18 protein-coding genes are annotated in these 23,003 nt (G+C 73.6%); 3 read left to right on the top strand and 15 right to left on the bottom strand.

Annotated features, from left to right (window positions below):
- Nucleotides 1-11: 11 nt before the first annotated feature.
- Complete coding sequence (gene ectA, locus ACQPWZ_RS08245) at nt 12-548, bottom strand: diaminobutyrate acetyltransferase (protein WP_313947083.1); 537 nt, start codon at nt 546-548, stop codon at nt 12-14.
- Between the two features lie 415 nt (nt 549-963).
- The gene (locus tag ACQPWZ_RS08240; protein ID WP_433573783.1) at nt 964-2,064 is read right to left on the bottom strand and encodes a pyridoxal-phosphate-dependent aminotransferase family protein; all 1,101 of its coding nucleotides are present in this window, start codon (nt 2,062-2,064) and stop codon (nt 964-966) included.
- Nucleotides 2,065-2,138: 74 nt separating this feature from the next.
- Here ACQPWZ_RS08240 and ACQPWZ_RS08235 point away from each other — a divergent pair, with 74 nt between their 5' ends.
- Entirely contained in the window at nt 2,139-3,224 is a 1,086-nt protein-coding gene (locus ACQPWZ_RS08235; protein ID WP_433570993.1) for an amidohydrolase family protein, read from the top strand.
- A 364-nt stretch (nt 3,225-3,588) separates the two neighbouring features.
- Nucleotides 3,589-4,527 carry an SCO1860 family LAETG-anchored protein gene (locus ACQPWZ_RS08230; protein WP_433570992.1) on the top strand — a complete coding sequence of 313 codons (939 nt, stop codon included), beginning with the start codon at nt 3,589-3,591 and terminating at the stop codon, nt 4,525-4,527.
- A gap of 130 nt (nt 4,528-4,657) precedes the next feature.
- Here the strand turns inward: ACQPWZ_RS08230 and cobC are convergent, their stop codons facing one another.
- The 6 genes from cobC to cobM are packed head-to-tail and all read right to left on the bottom strand — an operon-like array spanning nt 4,658 to nt 11,013.
- A complete protein-coding gene (gene cobC / locus ACQPWZ_RS08225; RefSeq protein WP_356699507.1) occupies nt 4,658-5,716 on the bottom strand; it encodes an Rv2231c family pyridoxal phosphate-dependent protein CobC in 1,059 nt (352 codons plus the stop codon).
- Nucleotides 5,700-6,617: a sirohydrochlorin chelatase gene (locus ACQPWZ_RS08220; RefSeq protein WP_383242391.1), complete on the bottom strand. Its 918-nt coding sequence runs from the start codon at nt 6,615-6,617 to the stop codon at nt 5,700-5,702. The genes cobC and ACQPWZ_RS08220 overlap by 17 nt, the downstream gene beginning before the upstream one ends.
- Nucleotides 6,614-7,198: a precorrin-8X methylmutase gene (locus tag ACQPWZ_RS08215; protein ID WP_340472414.1), complete on the bottom strand. Its 585-nt coding sequence runs from the start codon at nt 7,196-7,198 to the stop codon at nt 6,614-6,616. The genes ACQPWZ_RS08220 and ACQPWZ_RS08215 overlap by 4 nt, the downstream gene beginning before the upstream one ends.
- Nucleotides 7,199-7,250: 52 nt before the next feature.
- Nucleotides 7,251-8,942 (bottom strand): precorrin-3B C(17)-methyltransferase, encoded by a 1,692-nt coding sequence (gene cobJ / locus ACQPWZ_RS08210; RefSeq protein WP_433570991.1) that lies wholly within the window; start codon nt 8,940-8,942, stop codon nt 7,251-7,253.
- On the bottom strand, nt 8,939-10,195 hold the full coding sequence (cbiE, locus tag ACQPWZ_RS08205) for a precorrin-6y C5,15-methyltransferase (decarboxylating) subunit CbiE (RefSeq protein ID WP_433570990.1): 1,257 nt from the start codon (nt 10,193-10,195) through the stop codon (nt 8,939-8,941). Before cbiE ends, cobJ begins: the two co-directional genes overlap by 4 nt.
- Entirely contained in the window at nt 10,192-11,013 is an 822-nt protein-coding gene (gene cobM / locus ACQPWZ_RS08200) for a precorrin-4 C(11)-methyltransferase (protein WP_433570989.1), read from the bottom strand. Before cobM ends, cbiE begins: the two co-directional genes overlap by 4 nt.
- A 91-nt stretch (nt 11,014-11,104) precedes the next feature.
- Between cobM and ACQPWZ_RS08195 the strand changes: the two genes are divergently transcribed.
- Nucleotides 11,105-11,830, top strand: coding sequence for a ZIP family metal transporter (locus ACQPWZ_RS08195; protein WP_340472410.1), 726 nt, complete (start codon nt 11,105-11,107; stop codon nt 11,828-11,830).
- A gap of 29 nt (nt 11,831-11,859) precedes the next feature.
- Here ACQPWZ_RS08195 and cobI read toward each other — a convergent pair whose 3' ends face one another.
- The 7 genes from cobI to ACQPWZ_RS08160 all read right to left on the bottom strand — a co-directional run bounded on the left by cobI (nt 11,860) and on the right by ACQPWZ_RS08160 (nt 22,895).
- Nucleotides 11,860-12,588, bottom strand: coding sequence for a precorrin-2 C(20)-methyltransferase (gene cobI, locus ACQPWZ_RS08190; protein WP_340472409.1), 729 nt, complete (start codon nt 12,586-12,588; stop codon nt 11,860-11,862).
- Nucleotides 12,585-14,036 (bottom strand): cobyrinate a,c-diamide synthase, encoded by a 1,452-nt coding sequence (locus ACQPWZ_RS08185; RefSeq protein WP_433570988.1) that lies wholly within the window; start codon nt 14,034-14,036, stop codon nt 12,585-12,587. The genes cobI and ACQPWZ_RS08185 overlap by 4 nt, the downstream gene beginning before the upstream one ends.
- A complete protein-coding gene (gene cobO, locus ACQPWZ_RS08180) occupies nt 14,030-14,629 on the bottom strand; it encodes a cob(I)yrinic acid a,c-diamide adenosyltransferase (RefSeq protein WP_433570987.1) in 600 nt (199 codons plus the stop codon). Before cobO ends, ACQPWZ_RS08185 begins: the two co-directional genes overlap by 7 nt.
- Nucleotides 14,629-16,668, bottom strand: a complete 2,040-nt coding sequence (locus ACQPWZ_RS08175) for a putative cobaltochelatase (RefSeq protein WP_433570986.1) — start codon at nt 16,666-16,668, stop codon at nt 14,629-14,631. The genes cobO and ACQPWZ_RS08175 overlap by 1 nt, the downstream gene beginning before the upstream one ends.
- A gap of 64 nt (nt 16,669-16,732) precedes the next feature.
- Entirely contained in the window at nt 16,733-20,419 is a 3,687-nt protein-coding gene (cobN, locus tag ACQPWZ_RS08170; RefSeq protein WP_433570985.1) for a cobaltochelatase subunit CobN, read from the bottom strand.
- Nucleotides 20,416-21,933 carry a cobyric acid synthase gene (locus ACQPWZ_RS08165; protein ID WP_340472404.1) on the bottom strand — a complete coding sequence of 506 codons (1,518 nt, stop codon included), beginning with the start codon at nt 21,931-21,933 and terminating at the stop codon, nt 20,416-20,418. The genes cobN and ACQPWZ_RS08165 overlap by 4 nt, the downstream gene beginning before the upstream one ends.
- On the bottom strand, nt 21,930-22,895 hold the full coding sequence (locus tag ACQPWZ_RS08160; RefSeq protein WP_433570984.1) for a cobalamin biosynthesis protein: 966 nt from the start codon (nt 22,893-22,895) through the stop codon (nt 21,930-21,932). The genes ACQPWZ_RS08165 and ACQPWZ_RS08160 overlap by 4 nt, the downstream gene beginning before the upstream one ends.
- Between the last annotated feature and the right edge of the window lie 108 nt (nt 22,896-23,003).

The following is a 23,003-nucleotide window of genomic DNA, read 5'->3' as shown; positions in this document are numbered from 1 at the left end:
GTGTGGGGGGATCAGGCGGAGATGGGGCCGATGCGGTACAGAACTTCCGGCAGATGGGTTCCCTCGGGGAACAGATCGCCGTCGAAGAGGACTTCGCGTTCGAGCTGAGCGCCGTGGCGCTTGGCGTACGAGGTGAACAACCGGTCGGACGCCGTGTTGTCCGGCGTGATGGTCGTCTCCATCTGCGTCACGCCGCGATCGCCGGTGACCTTGACGGTCAGCGCGTCCAGCAGCACACCGGCGAGTCCCTGCCCCTGGTGCTCCCGGTCGACGGCGACCTGCCAGACGACCAGGGTCTCGGGGCGGTCGGGGCGTGCGTAGCCGGTGACGAAGGCGATCGGCTCGCCGCCTGCGTCACGCGCCACCAGGGATGTGGCCGCGAAGTCGCGACACCACAGCAGGTAGCTGTACGAGGAGTTGAGGTCCAGGACCTCGGAGTCGCGGGCAATGCGCCAGATCGCGGCTCCGTCCTCCACTCGTGGGGTGTCGATCTCCGTGAATTCGCTCGGGGAAGTGGCTCGTACAAGGTCTTCTTGTGCGGCGGTCATGTCGATGCAATTTACCGAGCAAATTCAAAAAATGCATTGTCGGGAGGGGTTGGCTGGAGTCCCCTCATGTGTTATCGCGCGTGCGTGAGTCTTAGGGTGCCGAGGGGGCGATATGGGCGGTTCCGCCCCGCAAATAAGGGGCGAATCGGGCGCCCTGTGGGGTCGGTCACACGTCCGTAACGACTCCGAGATCTACTCGAATCACCCGTCGGATTCTTGATGGATCTCTGACGTTTAGGGTCGCCGAACCGGGGCAGAAGAAGCCGGGAAGCTGCCAGCAGTAAAACAATTCACGGAATTGGTTTATTAACGCGGACTTCGACGCAGCGAGAAATGCCGTTCACTCTCCGGAAGAATTCCCGGAAACGCAGGGCCCGACCCCGGGACGAGATCCCGGCGCCGGGCCCCGGTGGCCTCAGCGCCAGGTCTCGGTGACCGCGCGGCGAGCGGCATCCAGGTCCACCCGCACGCCCGTCTCCGCGAGCGCGGCACCCAGCGCCGCGAGGGAGGACTGCACCACGCCGCGCGTGGCGTCCACGCCGTAGTGGTTGACCCGGATCATCTCCTTGGACAGCGCACCGCCACCGGCGATGAGCGGCAGGGAGGGGTCCGCGGCCAGCGCCCGGGCCACCAGCTCGGAGGCGTCCACGCCGGGCGGGGTGCGCAGCGTCGTCGCCACCGGGGCGGCGTCCCTCGCCTCGTGCACATACGGTTCGAGGCCGCCGCCGAGAGCCGTGACACCCGCGCGCGTGGCCGCCGCGGCCGAGGCGTGGCGCGCTGTCACCACGTCGAGACCCTCCGTCTCGATCCGCTCCACGCAGGCGTCCAGCGCCAGCATCTCCAGCTGTGCCGGAGCGTGCAGCAGTGCGGTGCGGCCGCCGTCGATCCACCGTTCCTTCCAGTCCAGCAGCGAGAGGTAGGAGCGCCGCGGCGCCGCAGGATTGGCCGAAATCCGCTCCCAGGCGCGCTCGCTCACCGACACCGCCGAGACCCCTGCGGGGCCGCCCATGGCCTTCTGGGCGCCGATCACGCACAGATCCACGCCCCAGGCGTCCGGCAGCAGCGGCTCGGCCGCCACCGACGCCACCGCGTCGAGCATGAAGAGCGCACCGTGAGCGCGGACGACCTCACCGATCGGGGCGACCGGGTTGGTGTTGCCCGTGGCCGCCTCCGCGTGCACCAGCGAGACGAAGTCGATCTCCGGGTGCGCGGCCAGCGCCTGCTCCACCTGGTCCGCGGTGACCGCCGTGTGGAAGGGGATCTCGAGGTCGACGACATGGGCGCCGCAGTCGCGCAGCCAGTTCCCGAAGGTCTGTCCGTACGGCCCGGTCACCACGTTCAGCGCGGTGGAGCCCGGCCGCGCGCCGCCGCGGATGCACCCCTCCAGCGGGAGCAGGGCCTCGCCCTGCATGATCACCACATCCTGCTCGGTGCCGAGCAGTGCGGCGACCCTCCGTTCGATGCCGGCGAACTGCGCGGCGGTGAGCGGGGCCAGGTCGAGCAGCGGGTGCGTCACGGTGGTGCCTTCTTCGTCGCGGTGTTCCGGGTCCTCCCGGCCGAGCCTACCCACGCCCTCGTACAGTGCTGGGCATGAGGGATCACGTGACGCTGCATGTGAAGGGGCGGGTGCTCGTCGGCCCGGAGGACGTCCGCGACGAGCTCTGGGTCGTCGACGGACGCGTCAGCTACGACCGGCCGTCCGGGGAGACGACGACCGTTGAGGGATGGGTGCTCCCGGGCCTCGTCGACGCGCACTGCCACGTCGGGCTGGACCACCACGGCGCGGTGGACGAGGCGACCAGTGAGAAGCAGGCGCTCACCGACCGTGAGGCGGGCACGCTGCTCATCCGGGACGCCGGATCGCCCTCCGACACCCGCTGGATCGACGACCGCGACGATCTGCCGAAGATCATCAGGGCGGGCCGGCACATCGCCCGTACCCGCCGCTACATCCGCAACTTCGCCCATGAGATCGAGCCCGAGGACCTCGTGGCGTACGTCGCCGCGGAGGCCCGGCGCAGCGACGGCTGGGTCAAGCTCGTCGGCGACTGGATCGACCGGGAGGCCGGCGATCTGACCGCCTGCTGGCCGCGCGGCGCCGTCGAGGCCGCCATCGCCGAAGCGCACCGGCTGGGCGCGCGGGTGACCGCGCACTGCTTCGCCGAGGACGCGCTGCGTGACCTGGTCGAGGCCGGCATCGACTGCATCGAGCACGCGACCGGACTCACCGAGGACACCATCCCGCTGTTCGCGGAGCGCGGGGTCGCCATCGTGCCGACCCTCGTCAACATCGGCACGTTCCCGGCGCTCGCGGACGGCGGCGAGTCCAGGTTCCCCGTCTGGTCGGCCCATATGCGGCGGCTGTACGAGCGCCGCTACGACACCGTGCGCGCGGCCTACGACGCGGGCGTCCCGGTCTTCGTCGGTACGGACGCGGGCGGTTCGCTGGCCCACGGCCTGGTGGCGGCGGAGGTGGCCGAGCTCGTACGGGCCGGTATCCCGCCCGTGGAGGCCCTGTCGGCGACCGCGTGGGGTGCACGCGAGTGGCTGGGCCGGCCGGCCCTCCAGGAGGGCGCTCCGGCGGACCTCGTCGTGTACGACACCGATCCGCGGGCGGACGTGCGGGCGCTGGCGGCACCGCGGCGGGTGGTCCTGAGCGGGCAGGTCGTCGGCTGACGGCAGCCGCGTCACCCTGTCGGCCGTGGCGTCATCACCGGGCCGACCGCGCCCGCGTCACCGTGTTGACCGAGCGTTACCCGGCGCCCCGGCCGTTCGTTGAAGCACTTCCGTGCGCGACTCGTTCGCGACCCCGGGGCGGACCGGCGCACCTCCCTCACCGGGGTGTCCACGGCGCGTCGGGGGAACGTGCGTGCATCAAGAATCGAATGCAGTCACGGAAACCCCCCTTTGGGGTGAACTGACGGCAGGTGTCTGTCAGTTCACTCTCCGTGCGTAAAGATTCCGGTGTCTCGGTCGCCGCCGCCCACGTGTCCCCGTGGGCGGCGGGCGACGCCGTGTCTTCTGTGGGGGTTCCACCACCGTGAACAGCAACGCCTTCCGCATGCCCGCACGCCGCTGCGCAGCCGCCACCGCCGCCGTCGCCCTGATGGCGGTGCCGGTCGCCCTGGCCGGTCCGGCGCACGCCACCGGCGGCGGCGAGGGACGGGCGAGTGCGGTCGTGCTCCGTACCGGGCTCGACGTGTCCCTGCTCAACAAGACCGTCAACGTCCCGCTCCGCGCCTCGCTCAACGAGGTGCAGGCCCCGGCCGGTGCCGACAAGACCGCGCTCACCGTCGAGTTGGACGGGGTCGACGGCGGCAGGCCCTTCCAGGTGCTGCGCGCGGACGTCGCCACCGCGAAGGCCACCGCCGACCGCGAGAAGGCCGAGGGGTACGCCTCACTCGCGCGGGCCAAGGTGCATGTCCCCGGCCTGCCGCTGCTGTCCCTCATCGAGATCCAGCAGGTCACCTCGAAGGCGGTGTGCGAGGCCGGCCGCAAGCCGGTGGCCGAGTCGAACCTTCTCGGGCATGTGCGCGTGCTCGGCAAGAAGGTCACCCTCACGGCCGGCGGTCCGACGCGGATCGAGGTGCCCGGGGTCGGCGAGGTCACGCTCGACCTCTCCTCGACCCGCATCACGTCCCGTACGGCCGCGGCCACCGCCCTCGAACTCGAGATCGCGGTGAACCCTCTCAAGCTGAACGTCGCCGAGGTGAACGGTTCCGTCACGCTCGCCGAGGCGACCTGTCAAACGCCCACCGTCCGGGAGCCGGAGAAGGAGGAACCGTCGAAGGCGCCGACGGAGGAGCCGACCACCGGCGTCCAGGCGCAGTCCGGCGGTGAGCCCACGCAGGCCCCGAAGGAGAACCTCGCCGAGACCGGCGGCAGCGCCACCACGATCTACCTCGCAGGAGGTTCGGCGGTCCTGCTGGGGCTCGGCGGCGCCGCGGTCGTCGTCGCCCGCAGCCGCGCGCGCGGCTGACCGGAGCAGCCCGCGCCGGGGGGCGGGCGAGGGGGAGCGCGGGCCCGGGGGCGGGCGTGCGGGCCCGGGGGTGGGGGAGCAGGGGTTCGGGGCCCGGGGGGACCCCGGGCCCCTGCCCGGCCGTTCGCCCCTACCCGACCATCGTCAACGCCTGGTCCAGCGCCTGGAGAAAACGGTTGGTCGTCGTCCGGTCCCGCACCGCGAGCCGCAGCCAGCCCGGCCCGAGCCCGGGGAACGTGTCGCCCCGCCGGGCCGCGAAGCCCAGCCTGCGCAGCTGCTCGCGCACCTCGGCGCCGCGCCGCACATGGACGAGGACGAAGGGGGCCTCGGCCGCCTCCACCACCCGTACCTCGTCGAACTCCGCCAGGCCCGCCAGCAGATGGGCACGCTCCACGGCGATCAGCGCGGCCGCCTGCGCCGCCTCCTTCAGCGCCGCCGGATCCATGCACGCCTCCGCCGCGGCCAGGGCCGGCGTCGACACCGGCCACAGCGGCTGTGCCCGCTCCAGCGCCGCGATCGTCCCCGGCTCGGCCAGCACATAGCCGATCCGCAGGCCCGCGAGCCCCCAGGTCTTGGTGAGGCTGCGCAGCACGACCAGCCCGGGGACGTCCGTACGGTCCGCCAGGCTCTCGGACTCGTCCGGCACGGCGTCCATGAACGCCTCGTCCACCACCAGCAGCCGGCCCGGGCGCGCCAGCCGCTCGACGGCGGCGGCCGGGTGGAGGACGGAGGTGGGATTGGTCGGATTGCCGACCATCACCAGATCCGCCGCGTCCGGCACCGCGGCGGGATCGAGCCGGAAGCCGTCCTCCTCCCGCAGCAGCAGCCGCGCCACCCGGTGGCCCGCGTCCCGCAGCGCCGCCTCGGGCTCCGTGAACTGCGGGTGCACCACCAGCGGATGACGCAGCGTCAGGGCACGGGCCAGCAGCACGAACGCCTCGGCCGCGCCCGCCGTCAGCAACACCCGCTCCACCGGAAGACCGTGCCGGGCGGCCACGGCGGCGCGTGCCGCGCGGCCGTCCGGGTAGGCCGCGAGGCCCGTCAGCGAGCCGGCTATGCGCTCGCGCAGCCACGGCGGCGGAGTGCCCGTCCGCACATTGACCGCGAGATCGGTCAGAGCCGACGCCGCGTCCCGCACCTCCGCGTCACCGTGGTGACGCAGGTCGTGTCCGTCAGTGTGCGTGTGCATGGCTGCTGTGGTGATGGCCGTGGTGATGTCCGTCGTCGTCCGGATGGAAGTGCGGCTGCTGCGGCATCCCCACCTTGTCCTCGAACCCCGGCAGCGCGATGCGGTACACGCAGGTGTCGCAGTTCATCCGGATGTCGCCGGCGACCGCCTCGCGGTAGCGCTCCATCACCAGGTCGAGCAACTCCTCGGTGGGGCCCACGACATCGGCCGAGAACACCTCCACCTCCGGGTGCGCCTCCGCCCAGCCCTGCGTCTGCGCGCGCACCCGCTCGGGAAGGATGCCGGTGAACAGGAAGTACGGCAGCACGACGATGCGGCGCGCGCCCAGCAGCACACAGCGGTCGAGCCCGCTCGGCACGTCCGGCGCGGCGAGCGAGACGAAGGCCGTCTCCACGCCGGCGTAACCGCGGCCCTCCCACAGCAGCCGGGCCGCCTTCAGCACCTCGGCGTTGGCGTCCGGGTCGGTCGAACCCCGGCCCACCAGCAGGACGGTGACATCGGCGCGGTCGCCCGGGGTGCGGGAAGCCCCGCCGAGCGCCTCGTCGAGCCGCCGCTCCAGTACCCGCAGCAGCGACGGGTGCGGGCCGAGGGGGCGGCCGTAGGTGTACGAGATGCCGGGGTGCCGCTCCTTCTCGCGGGCCAGCGCGGCCGGGATGTCGCCCTTGGCGTGCCCGGCGGACACCAGCATGAGCGGCACCGCCGCGAAGCGTTTCACGCCCCGCTCCACCAGCTCGGTGACGGCTTCGCCGAGCGGCGGCGGGGACAGCTCGATGAAGCCGCCGGCGACGGGGAGTTCGGGGTGCCGGCGGCCCAGCTCCCGTACGAAGTCCCGGAATGCCTCGGCCCCCGCTTCGTCACGGGTGCCGTGGCCGGCGATCAGCAGTGCGGGCGGGGTGGTCACGCGTTCTCCTCGGTGTGGGGGTGGTACAGCAGGGCGTTCAGCGCCGCCGCGGCGACGGCGCTGCCGCCTTTCTCGGACACATTGCTCACGGCCGGCAGCCCGCTCTCGCGCAGCGCGGCCTTGGATTCGACGGCCCCGACGAAGCCGACGGGCAGACCGATGACGAGCGCCGGCTCGGCGTCGAGCACCAGCAACTCCTCCAGGGCGGTGGGAGCGCACCCGACGACCCAGACGGCGCCCGGTCCGACCTGCTCGTACGCGAGACGTACGGCGTGGGCGGAGCGGGTGAGCCCGGGGCCGGCGGTGGCGTCCCTCAGCCGGCAGACGGTCTCGCGGCGGGTGATCCCGGCGGCGACCATCTCCACATCGGTGACGACGGGGGCGCCCGCGTGCAGGGCGGCGTGCGCCGCCGTCAACGCGGCCTCGTCGCAGACGAGATCGGCCGCGTAGTCCAGATCGGCGGCCGAGTGGACGACGCGCTCCACGACGGCACGGGTCAGCGGCGGGAAGCCGCTCGTGTCCAGACGCGCCCGGAGCCGCCGGAACGACTCCTGCTCGATGGGGTGAACGACGCGGTTCACAGGGCGGCTCCGGGATGCGGCGTGGGACGTGGGGAAGGGGCGGTGCGCGGGGTCATGACTGCCACCGGTAGCCACGGGGGGTCACCATGCGGCCCGCGATGTCCCGGGTGGCCGTGTTGCCGACCGTCACGACCGTCATCATGTCCACCGTCGCCGGATCCACTCCGGCGAGGGTCGTCATGCGGCTGGATTCGTCCGGCCGGGACGCGTTGCGCACCACCCCCACCGGCGTGTCCGGCGCCCGGTGCTCGGCGAGGATGGCCAGTGCCTTCGGCAACTGCCAGTCGCGGCCGCGGCTGCGCGGGTTGTAGAAGGTCACGATGATGTCCGCCTCGGCGGCCGCGCGCACACGCCGCTCGATGACCTCCCACGGCGTGTGCAGGTCCGACAGGCTGATCGACACATGGTCGTGGCCCAGCGGTGCGCCCAGGATCGAGGCCGCGGCCAGCGCCGCCGTCACCCCGGGCACACCGACGACGTCGATGTCGTCCGACGCCTCGGCGAGCGCGGGGGAGGCCATCGCGTACACCCCGGCGTCGCCGCTGCCGATGAGGGCGACCGCATGACCGGCGCAGGCCTCGGCGACGGCGGTGCGCGCCCGTTCCTCCTCCGCGCCCAGACCCGATGCGAGGATGCGGGTGCCGGGCCGGAGCAGGTCGCGGATCTGGTCGACGTACTGGTCGAGACCGACGAGCACGGAGGAGCGCCGCAGTTCGGCGGCCGCCCGCGGGGTGAGCAGATCGCGGGCGCCGGGGCCGAGTCCGACCACGGCGAGGCGGCCGCGCGGTCGCCTGCGGACCACCGCGCAGGTCGCCATCGCGGCCCGCCCCTTCGGGCTCGACTTCCGCTTGGGCACCAGGAGTTGGCCGCCGCCCGCGAGCGCGGAGGCCTCCGCCACCGACGGCGTGCCCACCGCGGCGAGCGGCGCCTCGGACGGGTTCGGCACATCGATGTCGGCGAGGCGTTCGGCCGCGTGGGTCACCAGCGGTACGCCGAAGTGCCCGGCGGCGGCCACGATGCCCGGCTCCGACGCCTTCGCGTCCACCGTCGCCAGTTCGCCGACGCTCAGCGCGGACAGGCCGACATCGCGCAGTGTCTCCTCGATCAGCCCGACGATCTCGTCCGCGGGCGCACCGGAGGACGCGCCGACCCCGACGGTCAGCGACGGCGGCCGCAGCACGGCGTCGCCGGCGCCGATGTCGACGATCCGGTCCGTGACATGCAGTACCGCGCCGCCGTCGGCGGCGGGCCCCACGTGCGCGGGCAGCGGCGGCAGCGGCCACACCACGTCCGCCCGCAGCTCCACCGGGTCGCCGTCCAGCACCGCCCGGGTCACGGACGCCACCGCGCCCTCGACGGGCCAGCCGAGCGTGTCGAGGCCCGGCATCCCCGTCGCGTCCGTCGCGGTCGTCACCACCGGCTCGCAGCCGAGGACGTCCGCCACCTGCTCCGCCAGCAGGTTCGCGCCGCCGCCGTGCCCGCCCAGCAGGGACACCGCGTACCGCTGCCCCTCGTCGACGCACACCACGCCCGGATCCGCCGCCTTGCCCGCGAGCAGCGGGGCCACCAGCCGGACCACCGCGCCCGTCGCGAGGAAGCACACCAGCTGCCCGCACTCCGCGAACGCGCGCTCCACGGCGTCGCGCACCGGGCCTTCGTACACCCGGGTGCGGCCGGGCCAGGCGGCGGCGAGCCGGTCGCGGGCGACGGCGCCCGCCGCCGTCGCGGAGATCAGGCCGATCACTGAACTGCTCCTTCGGTAGGCGCTTGTACGGGGCGGTCGCCCCACAGCAGGAAGACCGGGTTGGCGGCCGCCAGCCGCGTCACGTCACCCGGCAGCGGCGCCAGCCGTGCCGAGTTCAGCAGAACACCGTCCGCGGTGAAACCCGCCGCGGTCAGGGCGCCGCGCACCGCGGGCACCCGGTCCAGCGCCGCCAGCGCGACCACGACGGTGCGCCGGGCCCGCCGGGCCGAGGCCGCGACGACGGCGGGCAGGTCGGTGCCGCCACCGCCGATGAACACCGCGTCCGGGTCCGGAAGCTGGGAGAGGACGGTAGGCGCCGACCCGTGCACGGCGTGGACGTCCACGCCGTGCGAGAGCGCGTTGGCCCGGATCCGTCCGACCCCGTCCGCGGTCTTCTCCACCGCGACCACCGCCGCGCCGAACCGGGCGCACTCCACGGCCACCGAGCCCGAGCCGGCGCCGATGTCCCAGAGAAGATCGCCGGTACGCGGCCCGAGCCGGGCCAGCGCGAGGGCCCGCACCTCGAACTTGGTGATCATCGAGTCGCGGTGCGCGAACGCGCTCTCGTCCAGCGCCCATCGGGACGGCCCGAGGTGCCGCCCGGCGACCGTCCGCTGACCGGCGGCGACCGACCGCGACTCGTCCAGGCACAGCACCACGCTCACCGCGTCCCACTCGCGCTCCGCGGCCTGCGCGGGAGTGAGCCGCTCGACGCGCTCGCGCTCCGGGTCGCCGAGCGCCGACGCCACCACGAGCACACGGTCGGCGGACCGGTACGCCAGCTCGGCGCCCAGCTCCGCCGGCCCGGCTCCCGGCCCGGTCAGCACCGCCGTCTTGGGATACGCACGGCACACGTTGACCGCGGTCCGCAGATCACGGCCGTGCGCGCTGACGACGACCGCGTCGTCCCACGGCAGCCCGATCCTGGCGAACGCGACCGCCACCGACGCGGCCCCGGGCCGCACGTCCAGGGCGTCCGCGCCGAAGCGTTCGGTCAGCACCCGGACGATCCCGAAGAACCCCGGGTCGCCGGAGGCGAGCACCACGACGCGCGCCGCACCGTCCGCCCGGGCCTTCTCGATCGCGTCGAGCGCCGGCCCGAGCGGCCCCATCGCCACCTGCCCGGCCGCGGCCGGCACCCGGGCCGCCGCCAGATGCCGGCGCGCACCGACCACCAGGGTCGCCGCGTCGAGCGCCTCGGCGTCCCGGGTGGAGGGCGGCGCACCGGTCCCGGTGCCGATGACCGTGATCACGGCGTCGCGCCCTGGGCGCGCAGCGCCTTGCGGGCGGCAGGGTCGGCCTTGCGGAAGCCGTGGAAGTGGCCCGGGTGGTACAGATGCGAGCGGGTGCCCGAGGCGGAGAGCGCCGGACCCACCAGGAACAGCGTGTGCTTCCAGAGCTTGTGCTCCTTGACCGTCTCCTCCAGCGTGCCGATCGTGCAGCGCAGGATCAGCTCCTCGGGCCAGGTCGCCTGGTACGCGATCACCACCGGCGTACTCGTCGGGTAGCCGCCTTCGAGGAGCTCCTGCGTCAACTGGCCCGAACGGGCCGCGGACAGGAACAGCGCCATCGTCGTGCCGTGCCGGGCGAACTCCCGTACCTCCTCGCCCTCCGGCATCGGCGTCTTCCCGCCCCCGAGCCGCGTCAGGATCACGGACTGCGCCACCTCCGGGATCGTCAGCTCGCGCTGCGCGATCGCCGCGACCGCCGAGAACGAGGAGACGCCCGGCACGATCTCCACCTCGATGCCCAGCTCCACACAGCGGTCGAGCTGCTCCTGGGTACCGCCCCACAGGGCGGGGTCGCCGGAGTGGATACGGGCGACCCTCAGGTCCTCGTCGTGCGCCCGCCGGTAGACCGCCACGACGTCCTCCAGGGACAGCGCCGCGGAGTCGAGGATCTCGGCGCCCTCGCGTGCGTGGTCGAGCACCTCGGCCTGTACGAGGCTCGCGGCCCAGATCACGATGTCGGCGTCGGCGATGGCGCGCGCGGCGCGGAACGTCAGCAGATCGGCGGCACCGGGGCCGGCGCCGACGAAGGTCACCTTGCCGTGGAGGGCGGCATCGGCCATGAGCGGGGGTCCTCTCGGGTCAATCGGGTGATTGCGACGGATCGCAATCCGGGATGTGCGAAGAAGGCGGTCAATCCGCTAGCAAGGGCGCATGGCGGTGTTCGTCGCGCTCGGCGCGTTCCTGATGACGCTGTTCGGCGGCTGGACGGCGCAACGCGTCACCGACCGCCGCCACCTCGTGCTGGGCCTCGCCGGAGGGCTGATGCTCGGCGTGGTCGGACTGGACCTGCTGCCGGAGGCCCTGGAGGCGGCGGGGCAGGAGGTGTTCGGCGTACCGCAGGCGCTGCTGCTGTTCGTCGGCGGCTTCCTCACGGCCCACCTGGTGGAGCGTCTGCTGGCGAGCCGGCAGGCGGCGCACGGGGCGGACGAGCGGGAGAAGGTGCCGCAGGTCGGGCTGACGGCCGCGGCGGCGCTGGTGGGCCACAGCCTGCTCGACGGTGTCGCGATCGGCGCGGCGTTCCAGGTCGGCGGGGCGATGGGCACCACCGTGGCGCTCGCCGTCATCGCCCACGACTTCGCGGACGGCTTCAACACGTACACGATCACCAGCCTGTACGGGAACACCCGGGCCAAGGCGGTGGCGATGCTCTTCGCCGGCGCGCTCGCGCCCGTCGTCGGCGCGGCGTCGACCTTGCTGTTCACCCTTCCGGTGGAAATCCTCGGCAGCTATCTCGGGTTCTTCGGCGGCGCCCTGCTCTATCTCGCCGCCGCCGAGATCCTCCCCGAGGCACACCACACCCACCCGGCCAGGTCGACCCTGCTGTGCACGGCCGCGGGGGTCGGCTTCATCTGGCTGGTGGTGGGCATCGCCGAGTGAAGAGGCGCGCGTACGCGTCACGGGCGGGGTCACAACTTGCCGCCCCGGGCGCCGTCCCGCGGTGCGGGGGCGATGAGCGTCGACAGGTACGGCAGCGGTCCCTCCGTCAGCTCGGACGCCTGCCGGATCGACTCCTCCGGCAGCCCGAGCGCCGACCCCCACACCGCTCCCTCGGTCCGGCCCGTCTCCCGCAACGCGGTCGCCACCTCCGCGGCGAGCCGCCCGAACTTGTAGGCCACGACCGTCCCCGGCCCGTCCAGCGCGTCCTTGAGCACGGCGGCGCCCGCGGTCACCGGCACCAGCGTCAGCGGCTCCGTGCCCTCGGTCAGCACCGCGCCACTGCGGGCCGCCAGATCCTGCATCGCCGTGATGCCGGGCACCGTCTCCACGGCCGTACCGGGGACGAGTTCGCCGATGGTGTGCGCGAGATAGGTGAACGTCGAGTACACGTTGGGGTCACCGATGGTCGCGAACGCCACGCTGCCGCCGTCCCGCAGCAGTTCGGCGACGCGCGCGCCGGCCGCGTCCCACGCGGCCTCGCGCCGGGCCCGGTCGGTGCGCTCGTTGAGCGCGAAGACGATACGGACGACCTTGGCGGCGTCGACGTAGTGCAACACGGTCGCCTCGGCCCGTCCCCGCTCGCCCGTCTCCATGACGGGCACGACGACGACATCGGCCTCGCGCAGCACGCGCACGCCCTTGACGGTCACCAACTCCGGGTCACCGGGCCCGACTCCGACCCCGATCAGCCTGCTCATCGTGTACACCTCTCGACAAATCGACGGGCGATCCCGGGCTCGGCGGCCCAGTGCGTGTGCAGATAGCTCGCGTGCACGCCCTGTTGGACGAATCCTTCGAGCCGCCGCTCCGGCCGGTGCATCCCCCAGGCGGCGGCCGGCCCGGCGCCCGGTTCGACGACGGTGCGGTGGAACTCGTGCCCGCGCAGCCGTGTCCCTGCGACGGCCAGAGCGCTGTCGCTCACGGCGACGGCGTCGCGGTACCCGAGGGTCAGCGCCGCGCCCATCCGCGCCTCCGCGTCCAGGACACCGCACATCTTCTGTCCGTCAAGGGAGCGCGCGAGATACAACAGCCCGGCGCATTCGGCGGCGACGGGCGCACCGGAGCGCGCCAGTTCGCCGACGGCCTGGCGCAGCGGCTCGTTGGCGCTGAGCTCGGGCGCGTACACCTCGGGGAACCCGCCGCCGATGACGAGCCCGTCGGTCCCGTCGGGGAGCTGTGTGTCCCGCAGCGGGTCGAAGGTGACGACGTCGGCGCCGGCGGCGGTGAGGAGTTCGGCGTGCTCGGCGTACGAGAACGTGAACGCCGGGCCGCCGGCGACGGCGACGACGGGTCGCCTGCGCCGGGGCTCTTCCCCGACCCGCCCCGTCCCGTAACCGAGGGCTCCGCCCCCGGACCCCCGCGCCTCGATCGCCGGCGGGGCTGGAGAATTCAGCCCGTCCGGCGATGGAGGACACGGCCGGAGGCCGTGCGCGGTCCACGGCTCACCCCCCAGGTCCGACGCACCGCGTGCCAGCGCGAGCAGCGCGGCCAGGTCACAGCCGCGCCGTACCAGTTCACCCATCGCCGCCACCGCGGCCACCGCGTCCCCGCGCCGCTCGGCCACCGGCACCAGACCCAGATGCCGGGACGGCGTCTCCACGGGAGCCGCCCGCCGCAGTACGCCGAGCACCGGCACCCCCACGTCGTCGACGGCCTCCCGCAGCAGCGCCTCGTGCCGGTCCGAGCCGACCTTGTTGAGGATCACGCCCCCGATCCGCACCTTCGGGTCCCAGCTCACGAACCCGTGCACCAGCGCGGCCACCGACCGCGACTGCGAGGAGGCGTCGACCACGAGCACCACGGGCGCCCGCAGCAGCTTGGCGATCTGCGCCGTCGAGGCCAGTTCGCCGGCGCCCGCGGCACCGTCGTACAGGCCCATCACGCCCTCGACGACGGCCACGTCCGCCCCCGCCGCGCCGTGCGCGAACAGCGGTGCCATCAGCTCCGGGCCGCACAGGTAGGCGTCCAGATTGCGGCCCGGGCGGCCCGTCGCGAGCGCGTGGTAGCCCGGGTCGATGTAGTCGGGGCCCACCTTGTGTCCGGACACGGCGAGGCCCGTCGCCGCGAGGGCCGCCATCAGGCCCGTCGCGACGGTGGTCTTGCCGCTGCCCGACGAGGGGGCCGCGACGACGAGACGTGCTACCACTCGATGCCCCGCTGCCCCTTCTGACCGGCGTCCATCGGGTGCTTCACCTTCGACATGTCGGTCACCAGATCGGCGAAGTCCACCAGCCCGGCGGGGGCGTTGCGACCGGTGATCACCACATGCTGACCGCCGGGACGGTCCCGCAGCACCGAGATCACCTCGTCGGTGTCCACCCAGCCCCAGTGCATCGGGTACGCGAACTCGTCGAGGACGTACAGCCGGTACGTCTCGGCCGCCAGGTCGCGCTTGACCTGCTCCCAGCCCTCGCGCGCCGCCTCCTCGTTGTTGAGCTGTCTGTCGCGCTGCACCCACGACCAGCCCTCGCCCATCTTGTGCCAGTCCACGCTGCCGCCCTCGCCGGACGCCCCCAGCACCTTCAGCGCGTTCTCCTCGCCGACCTTCCACTTCGCCGACTTGACGAACTGGAACACCCCGATGGGCCACCCCTGGTTCCAGGCGCGCAGCGCGAGCCCGAAGGCGGCCGTCGACTTGCCCTTGCCGATGCCCGTGTGGACGACGACGAGGGGACGGTTGCGGCGCTGGCGGGTGGTGAGCCCGTCGTCCGGTACGACGGACGGTTGTCCCTGCGGCATTACGCGGCCCTCCTGGCGGTCTGGACGTCCTTCACGAGCCCGGCGATGGCGTCGGCCCGCAGCTCGTCGAGCGTGACGGCGGTGCCGCCGAGGTCACCGGCGAGCGAGCGGGCGAGTCCGAGCCGCACGGGACCCGACTCGCAGTCCACGACGATCGCCGCCGTCCCCTCGGCCGCGTGCAGCCGCGCGGCCCGCGCGGCGAGCGCCACCGGCTCCACCCCGCCCGTCGCCCGGCCGTCGGTCACCACGACCAGCAGCGGCCGGCGCGACGGATCGCGCAGCCGCTCCACCCGCAGCACGTGCTGGGCCTTGAGCAGTCCGGCCGCCAGCGGCGTCCGGCCGCCCGTCGGCAGCAGATCGAGCCGGGCTGCGGCCGCGTCCACCGACGAGGTCGGCGGCAGGGCCACCTCCGCGTCCTTGCCGCGGAAGGTCACCAGACCCACCTTGTCCCGCCGCTGGTAGGCGTCCAGCAGCAGCGACAGCACCGCGCCCTTGACCGCGGTCATCCGCTGCCGCGCCGCCATCGACCCCGAGGCGTCGACCACGAACAGGACGAGGTTGCCCTCGCGTCCCTCCCGGGTCGCCTGCCGCAGATCGTCGCGGCGGACCACCAGACCACGGCCGCTGCGCCCGCGTGCCCGCTGGTGCGGGGCCGCGGCCTGCACGGTCGCCGCCAGATGCAGCTTGGTGAGGGCGCCCCGGGGCCGCCGGGCGCCGGTCGTACGGCCTTGCTCGGTCCGGGCGCGCGACCGGCGGCCCGCCGCGCCCTCGCCGATGCCGGGCACGCTCAACGCCTTGGTACGGAACGGCTCCCCGGCGCGAACCGGCTGCTGCTCGCCGCCGCCCGCCGACCGGGGCCGGCCCTCCTCGGACTGCTCCTCGCGGGCGGGTGAGTCCTCCGCCGATGCGTCCCCCGGCGACGGCGCGTCGTCGGGCCCGTCCTGCGGAGGCCGGCCACCGCCCCCTCCGTCCGGGTCGGGGTCGGGGTCGTCGTCCTCGCCCCGCTCGGACTCGCTCCGGTCGTCGTCGCCGCCGAACTCCTGGAGTGTGTCGTCGAGTTTGTCCTCGTCGAGACCGGGCGCGTCGAACGGGTTGCGCCGCCGCCGGTGGGGGAGTGCCAGCAGAGCGGCCTGCCGCACGTCCTCCGCCAGGACGTCGGTGCGCCCGGCCCAGGCGGCCAGCGCGGTCGCCGTACGGGCCATCACGATGTCGGCGCGCATACCGTCCACCTCGAACGCCGCGCAGGTGGCCGCGATCTGCCGCAGCGCCGCGTCACCGAGACGGACCGAGGGCAGGAGCGCCCGCGCGGCCACGATCCGGGCCCGCAGCGAGGTCTCCTCGTCGGCCCACCGCGCCGCGAAGCCGGCCGGATCGTCGTCGTACGCCAGGCGCCGCCGCACCACCTCGACGCGCTGGTCCGGCTCGCGCGACGCGGCGACCTCGACGGTGAGCCCGAAGCGGTCCAGCAACTGCGGGCGCAGCTCGCCCTCTTCGGGGTTCATGGTGCCGACGAGCAGGAAGCGCGCGGCGTGCCGCACCGAGACGCCCTCGCGCTCGACGTACGAGGCACCCATCGCCGCCGCGTCCAGCAGCAGATCGACCAAGTGGTCGTGCAGCAGGTTGACTTCGTCGACGTAGAGAATGCCGCGGTGCGCGTCCGCGAGGAGGCCGGGCTCGAAGGCCTTCACGCCCTCGGCCAGCGCCCGCTCGATGTCGAGGGCGCCGACGAGCCGGTCCTCGGACGCCCCGACGGGCAGTTCGACCATCCTGGCCGGCCGGGATCCGGCGCCGCCCACCTCGTGCGGCCCGTCCGGACAGGCCGGGTCGGGGGCGGCCGGGTCGCAGGAGAACCGGCACCCGGAGACGATGTCCACCTCGGGCATCAGGGCGGACAGGGCGCGTACCGCGGTGGACTTGGCGGTGCCCTTCTCGCCCCGCACCAGCACGCCGCCGACCTGCGGGGACACCGCGTTGAGCAGCAGTGCCAGACGCAGGTCGTCCTGCCCGACCACGGCGGTGAAGGGGAACGGGGTACTCATACGGGCTCCTCGGTGGTCTTCGGCCTCGACGGAGGTGCGGTGTCAGGGGCGGTGGCGCAGCCGTTCACTCGTCGCCCTCCAACTGGCCCTCGAGCTCCAGATACGTCGCGCGCAGCCGCTCCAGCGTCTCCGCGTCCGGCTCCGCCCACAGTCCGCGCTCGGCCGCCTCCAGCAGCCGCTCCGAGATCCCGCGCAGTGCCCAGGGGTTGGACTTCTGCATGAACTCCCGGTTCTCCGGGTCGAAGACGTACTCCGCCGACAACTTCTCGTACATCCAGTCGTCGACGACCCCGGCCGTGGCGTCGTACCCGAACAGGTAGTCCACCGTCGCGGCCATCTCGAACGCGCCCTTGTAGCCGTGGCGCCGCATCGCCGCCATCCAGCGCGGGTTGACCACCCGCGCACGGAACACGCGGTGCGTCTCCTCGCCCAGCGTCCGGGTCTTCACCTGGTCCGGGGTGGCCGAGTCGCCGACGTACGCCTCGGGCGAGGTGCCCGTCAGATGGCGCACCATCGCCACCATGCCGCCGTGGTACTGGAAGTAGTCGTCCGCGTCGACGAGATCGTGCTCGCGGGTGTCGACGTTCTTCGCGGCGACCGCGATCCGGCGGAACGCGGTCTCCATGTCGCCACGCGCCGCACGGCCGTCGAGCTCCCGCCCGTACGCGTAGCCGCCCCACACCGCGTACACCTCGGCCAGGTCGGCGTCGCTGCGCCAGTTGCGCGCGTCGATCAGCGGCAGCAGACCCGCTCCGTACGCGCCCGGCTTCGAGCCGAAGATACGGGCGGTCGCGCGCCGCCGGTCGCCGTGCGCGGCCGTGTCCTCGTCGGCGTGCGCCCGTACGAAGTTGGCCTCGGCCGGCTCGTCGAGCTCGGCCACCGTCCGCACCGCGTCGTCGATGAGCCCCACCACGTGCGGGAACGCGTCCCGGAAGAACCCGGAGATGCGCACGGTCACATCGATGCGCGGCCGCCCCAGCTCCTCGAGCGGCACGACGTCGAAGCCGGTCACCCGGCGCGAGGCGTCGTCCCAGACCGGGCGGCAGCCCAGCAGCGCGAGGATCTCGGCGATGTCGTCGCCCTGGGTGCGCATCGCGGAGGTGCCCCAGACCGTGAGGCCGACGGATCGCGGGTAGCCGCCGGTGTCCGCCAGATAGCGGGCCACCAGCGAGTCGGCGAGGGACTGGCCGACCTCCCAGGAGAGCCGCGAGGGGATGGCCTTGGGGTCGACCGAGTAGAAGTTCCGTCCGGTCGGCAGCACGTTGACCAGGCCGCGCGTCGGGGAGCCCGACGGGCCCGCCGGGACATAGCCGCCGTCCAGGGCCCGCAGGATGTTGCCGATCTCGTCCGTCGTGCGGGCGAGCCGCGGCACGACCTCCGAACAGGCGAACCCCAGTACGGCCACCGCCTCGGGCAGTTCGGTGCCCAGCACCTCGCGCACCAGCCCGGCGGCGTCCGCCGTCGCCCAGCCGCGCGCCTCCATGCCCTCCGCGAGCCGCCGGCACAGCTGCTCCAGCAGGTCGATCGCGTCCGCGCCCGTCCGCGCCGGTCCCTCGACCAGCTCGGTGAGCTCGACGGGCACCTTCACCGGCGCGCCGGGCTCGCCCAGCAGCTCCTTCTCCACCAGCCCGAAGTGCTCGGCGAGGGCGGCCCGCAGCCCCGGCAGCGCGTTGGCGTTGCCGCCCCACACCTGGGAGGCGCGCAGCACGGCCAGGACGAGGTTGACCCGCGCCTCCGCCTCGGGGCCGCCGCCCAGGATGTGCAGTCCGTCGCGGATCTGCACGTCCTTGATCTCGCAGAGATAGCCGTCGATGTGCATGACGAACGAGTCGAAGTCGTCGTCCCCGGGCTGCTCGGCGACATGCAGGTCGTGGTGCAGCTCGGCGGCCTTCACCAGCGTCCAGATCTGCGCCCGTACCGCCGGGGCCTTCGTCGGGTCGAGATCGCTGACGAGCGCGTACTCGTCGAGCAGCTGCTCCAGTTTGGCCAGGTCGCCGTAGGTGTCGGCGCGCGCCATCGGCGGCACCAGATGGTCCACGACGGTCGCGTGGCCGCGGCGCTTGGCCTGGGTGCCCTCGCCGGGGTCGTTGACGATGAAGGGGTAGACGAGCGGCAGTTCACCGAGCACCGCGTCGGGGCCGCAGCCCGCGGAGAGCCCCAGCCCCTTGCCCGGCAGCCACTCCATGGTGCCGTGCTTGCCCATGTGGACGACCGCGTCGGCGCCGAACGACTCCTCCAGCCACCGGTAGGCCGCCACGTAGTGGTGCGAGGGCGGCATGTCCGGGTCGTGGTAGATCGCGATCGGGTTCTCCCCGAAGCCGCGCGGCGGCTGGATCATCACGACGATGTTCCCGAACTGGAGGGACGCCAGCACGATCTCGTCGCCGTCCACGTAGAGCGAGCCCGGCGGCTCGCCCCAGTGCTCCAGCATGCTCTCGCGCAGCGAGGGCTCCAGCTTGTCGAACCAGGCGCGGTAGTCCGCGAGCGGCACCCGCGCCGGGGCGGCGGCCAGCTGCTCCTCGGTCAGCCACTCCACGTCGTGGCCACCGGCGTTGATGAGCCGGTGGATCAGCTCGTCCCCGTTGTCCGGGTGGCCCTCCACCTGGTAGCCCGCGTCCTTGAGGGCGTCCAGGACCCGCACCGCGGAGGCGGGCGTGTCCAGGCCGACGGCGTTGCCGACCCGGGAGTGCTTCGTCGGATAGGCGGTGAAGACGACCGCGAGCTTCTTCTCGGCGTTCGGCTTGTGCTTCAACCGCGCGTGGCGCACGGCGATTCCGGCGACCCGCGCGGCCCGCTCGGGATCGGCGACGTACACCGGTACGTCGTCGGGCCCCTGCTCCTTGAACGAGAACGGCACGGTGATGAGCCGGCCGTCGAACTCGGGGATCGCCACCTGCATCGCGGCGTCCATCGGGGACAGGGCCGCGTCCGACTCCTCCCATGCGGCGCGGGACGAGGTCAGGCACAGTCCCTGGAGCACGGGAACGTCGAGGTCGGCGAGCGCCCCGATGTCCCAGGCCTCGTCGTCCCCGCCCGCACTGGCGTCGCTGGCACGCGTGCCGCCGGCCGCCAGCACGGTCGCGACCAGGGCGTCCGCGCGGCCGAGCAGCTCGTACAGCTCCGCGTCGGCTCCCCGCAGTGAACCGCAGTACACGGGCAGCGCGTTGGCGCCGCGCGCCTCGATCCGGTCGCAGAGCGTGTCGACGAATCCGGTGTTCCCGGACAGTTCGTGGGCGCGGTAGAAGAGCACGCCGACCGTCGGCCTGCCCTCGACGACAGCGCGGTCGCCGTGCAGACCCCACTCGGGCATCTTCTGCGGCTCGGCGCTGTGCCTGCTCGGTGTGTCCGTGGCGCGGCCCTGACCGGCCGGCAGCACGTCCTCCGTCAGGAAGCGGGCCAGCTGGACGAGGTTCGCGGGACCGCCCTCGACGAGATACCGCAGGGCCTCCGCGACCGTCCCGGCGTGCACGGTCGACTCGGCCATCAACTCCGCGTCGGGCACGCTCTCGCCGCCCAGCAGCACGGTCGGCAGGCCGGACGCCTTGAGCGCCGCGAGCCCGTCCTCCCAGGCACGCCGGCCACCCAGCAGCCGTACGACGACGACGGAGACGCCCTCCAGCAGCGCGGGCAGCTCCTCGGCCACGTCGATACGGGTCGGGTTCCCGATCCGGTACGGCGCCCCGGAGGCCCGGGCCGCCAGCAGATCGGTGTCGGCGGTGGACAGCAACAGCACGGTGGTCTCGGTGCTCATGGCGCTCCAGGTGCGATGAAGGGAAGTCCTGAGGGTGCGCCCGACTCGATGAGGCCGAGCAGCGCACCGGTGTCCGTGTGTTCCTCGATCAGATCGCCGAGGCGGTCGAGCTGTTCCTCGCGCAGCGCGGCGAAGCAGGTGTCCGGCGCGGGGACGAAGCGGCGGCCCGCCGTCCGGGCCACCTCACGCAGGAACGCGCGGCGGAAGCCGTCGCTCTCCAGCGAGCCGTGCCAGTGGGTGCCCCAGACCGCGCCGACCCGGCAGCCGTCCAGGAAGGCGTCGCCGCCGATGACGTCCGCGACGCCGTGGTGGATCTCGTACCCCTCGACCGGCTCGCCCAGTGCCTCGCCGACCGGGCGGGCGAGGGTCTTCTCGGCCGCGAACCGCACCCGGACGGGGAGCAGTCCGAGCCCGTCGACGGCTCCGGCCCGCGACTCGACCTCGTCGTCGATGTGCTCGGCGAGCATCTGGAAGCCGCCGCAGATGCCCAGCACCGGCCGGCCCTCGGCGGCCCGCCGTACGAGGGCGTCCGCGAGCCCCCGCTGTCTGAGCCAGTCCAGCGCCCTGACCGTGCCCCGGGTGCCCGGCACGATCACCAGGTCGGCGTCCACCAGTTCCTCCGCGCGGTCCACGAACCGCACGACGACGCCCGGTTCGGCCGCCAGCGCGTCCACGTCGGTGAAGTTGGACATCAGCGGTACGGCGCAGACCGCGACGCGCAGCACGTCCTCCCCGACGGGCGGGGCGAGCACCGACTCCCGCACCGTGCCGCGCAGCGAGACCCGCAGCCCGTCCTCCTCGTCGATGCCGAGCCCGTGCGCGTAGGGCAGAACGCCGTACGTCCGCCGTCCGGTGAGGCCGTGCAGCATGTCGAGGCCGGGCTCCAGCAGGGACACGTCCCCGCGGAACTTGTTGACCAGGTAGCCCGCGATCAGCTCCTGGTCGGCCGCGCTCAGCAGCGCCGTCGTCCCGAAGAAGGAGGCGAACACCCCACCGCGGTCGATGTCTCCGACCACCAGCACGGGAAGCCGTGCGGCCCGCGCGATGCCCATGTTCACGATGTCCGTACGCCGCAGATTGATCTCGGCCGGACTGCCCGCCCCCTCGCAGATCACGGCTTCATACGTGCCCCGCAGCTCCTCCAGGCACTCCACGACGGTGCCGAGGAGGGCCTCCTGCCGGCCGCCGTGGTAGCCGCGGGCGCTGAGCTCCCCGACCGGCTTGCCCATCAGCACGACCTGGCTGGAGCGGTCGCTGCCCGGCTTGAGCAGGACCGGGTTCATCAGGGCGCTCGGCTCCACCCGCGCGGCCTGCGCCTGCATGGCCTGCGCGCGGCCGATCTCCGCGCCCTCACGGGTCACGAACGAATTGAGGGACATGTTCTGCCCCTTGAAGGGGGCGACCTTCACGCCCTGGCGTACGAGCCACCGGCAGATCCCGGCCGTGACGACGCTCTTACCCGCGTCGGACGTGGTGCCCGCGACCAGCAGCCCGCCGCCCTTGCGCCCGCTCATCCCCGCCTCCTTCGTGCGCGCCGGGCGCGCAGTGCGTGACCCGTGACGCGGCCCGCGGCGCAGACCGCCAGCGTCAGAAAGCCGACGCGGCGGGAGAGCCGCACGGCGCGTTCGATGTCGCCGAACTCCACGGCACGCCCTTCGGCGTTGAGGACCGGCCGGTGCTCGACGCGCCCGCCGTACGAGAGCGTTCCGCCGAGCCGGACACCGAGCGCCCCCGCGAAGGAGGCCTCCACGGGCCCGGCGTTGGGGCTGGGGTGCCGGCCGGCGTCGGCGCGCCAGGCGCGGACGGCCCCCCGGCCGTCCGTGCCCGCGAGCGCCGCGAGCCCGGCCGTGAGCCGGGCGCCGGGCCAGCCGGCCACATCGTCCAGCCGTGCCGAGGCCCAGCCGAACTTCCGGTACCGGGGCGAGAGATGCCCGACCATCGCGTCCAGGGTGTTGACCGCCCTAAAGCCCACCAGACCGGGCACGCCCGCCACGGCACCCCACACCAGGGCGCCGACCACGGCGTCGGAGGTGTTCTCGGCGACGGACTCGACGACGGCCCGCGCGATCTGCTGCTCGTCCAGACTCTGCGGATCGCGGCCGCACAGATGCGGCAGCCGCTCCCGGGCGAGCTCCACATCACCGGCGGCGAGCGCCCCGCCGATGGCCCGGGCCTCGCGTCCCAGCGATGTGCCCCCGACGACCGACCAGGTGGCGGCCGCGGTCAGGGCGACGGACGCGGCGGAACTGCCCCGCGCGCCGCGCGCGACAAGGGCCGCGGCGGCGGCCGCACCCCCGGCGCACAGCAGGGAGTGCAGCGCACCCCAGCCGCGGTGGTCACGCCACAACACACGCTCGACGGCCCCCGCGGCCCGCCCGAACGCGGCGACCGGGTGCCCCCGGCGGGGATCACCGAGAAGCAGGTCGCAGGCCAGGCCGGCGATGGAGCCGTACACGAACACTCGGTCGGCACGCACGGGTTCAGGCCGGGCTCTCGCCTCGGTGCAACCGTGAACTCAGGGCCGTACTCACAGCAGGAACGGAACCGCAGCCGGGCATGGCGATATGTCCTCACTCAGGGTGTC

Source organism: Streptomyces sp. CA-251247 (assembly GCF_050952975.1).
GTDB lineage: Bacteria > Actinomycetota > Actinomycetes > Streptomycetales > Streptomycetaceae > Streptomyces > Streptomyces achmelvichensis.
Note: the sequence above shows the minus strand (reverse complement) of the source record. Positions and strands in the feature narration are given on the sequence as shown.

Bases quoted from the DNA above. Each gene is read 5' to 3' on its own strand.
- ectA (WP_313947083.1), bottom strand. From the start codon at position 548: ATGACCGCCGCACAAGAAGACCTTGTACGAGCCACTTCCCCGAGCGAA.
- ACQPWZ_RS08235 (WP_433570993.1), top strand. From the start codon at position 2,139: ATGAGGGATCACGTGACGCTGCATGTGAAGGGGCGGGTGCTCGTCGGC.
- cobC (WP_356699507.1), bottom strand. From the start codon at position 5,716: ATGCACACGCACACTGACGGACACGACCTGCGTCACCACGGTGACGCG.
- cobM (WP_433570989.1), bottom strand. From the start codon at position 11,013: ATGGCCGATGCCGCCCTCCACGGCAAGGTGACCTTCGTCGGCGCCGGC.
- ACQPWZ_RS08195 (WP_340472410.1), top strand. From the start codon at position 11,105: ATGGCGGTGTTCGTCGCGCTCGGCGCGTTCCTGATGACGCTGTTCGGC.
- cobI (WP_340472409.1), bottom strand. From the start codon at position 12,588: ATGAGCAGGCTGATCGGGGTCGGAGTCGGGCCCGGTGACCCGGAGTTG.
- cobO (WP_433570987.1), bottom strand. From the start codon at position 14,629: ATGCCGCAGGGACAACCGTCCGTCGTACCGGACGACGGGCTCACCACC.
- ACQPWZ_RS08175 (WP_433570986.1), bottom strand. From the start codon at position 16,668: ATGAGTACCCCGTTCCCCTTCACCGCCGTGGTCGGGCAGGACGACCTG.
- cobN (WP_433570985.1), bottom strand. From the start codon at position 20,419: ATGAGCACCGAGACCACCGTGCTGTTGCTGTCCACCGCCGACACCGAT.
- ACQPWZ_RS08165 (WP_340472404.1), bottom strand. From the start codon at position 21,933: ATGAGCGGGCGCAAGGGCGGCGGGCTGCTGGTCGCGGGCACCACGTCC.